The organism is Neobacillus drentensis (assembly GCF_036965645.1).
GTDB classification, from domain to species: Bacteria; Bacillota; Bacilli; order Bacillales; family Cytobacillaceae; genus Neobacillus; species Neobacillus drentensis_D.
The window spans coordinates 1-2,544 of record NZ_JBALPZ010000127.1 but is presented as its reverse complement, the minus strand read 5'-3'; the positions used below and the strand labels follow the sequence as shown (position 1 = coordinate 2,544).

Annotated in this window: 1 protein-coding gene; it reads right to left on the bottom strand. The window is 32.7% G+C overall.

The window, feature by feature from the left end; all coding sequences use genetic code 11:
* Nucleotides 1-230 precede the first annotated feature (230 nt).
* A partial coding sequence (locus V7266_RS22310; RefSeq protein WP_335471103.1) for a GH39 family glycosyl hydrolase occupies nucleotides 231-2,544 on the bottom strand: 2,314 nt, incomplete at its 5' end.

Below are 2,544 nucleotides of genomic sequence, written 5' to 3'. Positions count from 1 at the left end.
CATCATACTAAAACCTTCTTCCTTTATTTTTAAAACATAATCTATATAACTTAACAATTCTGATTGAGTACCGCTTACATTTTTATTTTAATCAAAAAACAAGTTTATATCTTTCTTGCAATTAACCAATTAAATAATAATTTTCATTCATTTTTTTAAAATGATGAATGAATGAAAAAAAGAGATTAAAAATCTACATTAGATTTTTAATCTCTTTAGTTTTAAAACACTTATAGATCACTTATTAACAAATTAAATTCAAATAATCTTACCTCGTGCGGTTGTAATTCTCCTTTTAAAACAATCGATTCATTCTCCACAACATGATGTTCTACTTTCATATCTGGAACACAAATTTGCTTTAAATAGTCTACTTCATCAGGTTTCATATCATCCACGGCCCCAAATTTCAACCATTCATCAAGAACGCTTCCATGGTCACGGTTCAATTTTAGCTCCTTGACACGATACTTTCCATTGGCAAGTCCTTGTATTTCAAGTGATAGGTTTAACGTTTCATTGTTCTCAAAAATTTCGTATTGTTCGCGAATTCCCATACTTCCTTCAGGATGTAAATAATATGAGTAGTTAAAATGTTTGTAGTTAAAACAGATCACTTGATAGCGATGTCCGGACCGCTTTGTCACAATATAATGTTCACTTTTAGCCACAATAATTTCACCCAATTGTTTTAACAGCATATAGGAATGGTAGCTTGGTTTCTTGATTCCACTTTTTGTCACCAATCCTGCCCCGCCATGCAAAAGTGTTTTAGAATCCCAAAAATCACTAAAAATATCTGAAAACAACCAGTAACCCATCATATTCACTTGATTTTGATTCAAATTTTCAATGATATTCTTTACCAGGTAAGAGGCTTTAAAACAGCTGTCATTAAGAAAGTTTCGATTAGATATAGAAATATTCCACTCTGTCACATTCAATTCTAAACCATCAAATCCAGCCTTTTTTAACGCTTTTCTTACCTCATTCAGTTTATTAATGACATAATTAGGATTGTTAGAGTGGAGATTTTTAATCGGTACCCGGTACTTATCACGATGAATTTCGATCGGATAAAGGGATATGGAAAGAAAATCAGGCTGAACTTCCTCTTGTTTCCATTGTTCAAGTAACAACTCCAGTTTGTCGCCTTCTAAATCCATACTTAACCCACATCCACCAACCTTCGCTGACGGAATTAGTTCTTTTGTATGCTTTTTAATTTCACTGAATATCTTAAAATACTCTTCAAATTGGCTTAGACCAACATCTTGATTGTTCTTGACTTGATCTAAGAAATCTTTTTCACTTTGTACACTGGTATTAAATACATCCGTGTGCGGTTTCCACATTTCAAAATACCAAGTCTCGACTTCATCAATTCCATACCGTTGTATGCATTGCAATAAAAAGGCCCTGAATAAATTTGTCCATTCTTCGAGTGTCCTTTCACTTATGGTTTGGACAGTGATTGTCTCACCTATGGCTTTTTGAATAATCTTAGGTTTTGGACCAATTTCAATAAAGGGCTTTAATTTATTTTTAATTAAAAAATCCAATAATTTGTTTGTATTAGAAAAATTGTAGGTGATTTTTCCACCAGAACGATCTTCGATTAGCATATCATCGCCAAACAATCCCCAAAATCTGGCATAGGTAAAGCCGATTTCATTTTGTAGGAGTGTGATTTGCTCTTGCATATCTGAATTTAAAATATCTTTTGCATAACCAATATTCAGCAGTTTATTCCAATACTTCGTAAACGCATCCAATTTCCCTATTTTAATGGTCTCTGTTTCGACTGCTCCTGTCGACCGAGGAAGTGTTTCGACCTTTTGCTCTACTGAACTTTGAAGATATTGCCGCAGCGCAGTAAATGCTTCATCACTATCATGATTACTAACTTCTTCAGTATTATTTTCCTCTTTTTTAGTTGTATCTGACATCTGTTTACGGTATTCCACCGGCTTTAACTGATAACTTTCATTAAAGACCCTGTTAAATGCCGCTAAATTAGGAAATCCATTGTCTAATGCAATACGAGTAATTGGTTTATCCGTGTTAACTAATTCGTTAACAGCATGGGCGAGCCGAATTTCATTTATATATTGAGAAAAAGTCTTTCCTGTTTGTTTTTTAAAAAATTTAGACAAATAAGGAACAGAGATAAAATGGAGCCCGGCAACTTCCTCTAACGTTAAAGGCTCCCGATAATTACTTTGGATATACTCCATGATTTCAGATAATCTTTCATTTTGTCCTTTGCTAGTTGAGTAACTTTGTGGTTCCAGCAGATTCGTGCTCTTTAAGTAATGTAATTTTAATAATGAAATTAATTTAAAAGTTTTCTCTAATGATTCCACCTCAGAATCATTTCTCTGCTGCATATAAACGGATAATAGTTCTTCAATAACTTTTCTGAACTCCGAGTCTGAAAAATGAATTTGTTCGTTAGAATTGCAAGAAAATAATAGGTTTTTTTGACCAAGCAATGAACTTAATTCTAAGTAATTAAAATGAAAAACAACAAATAAATTATCC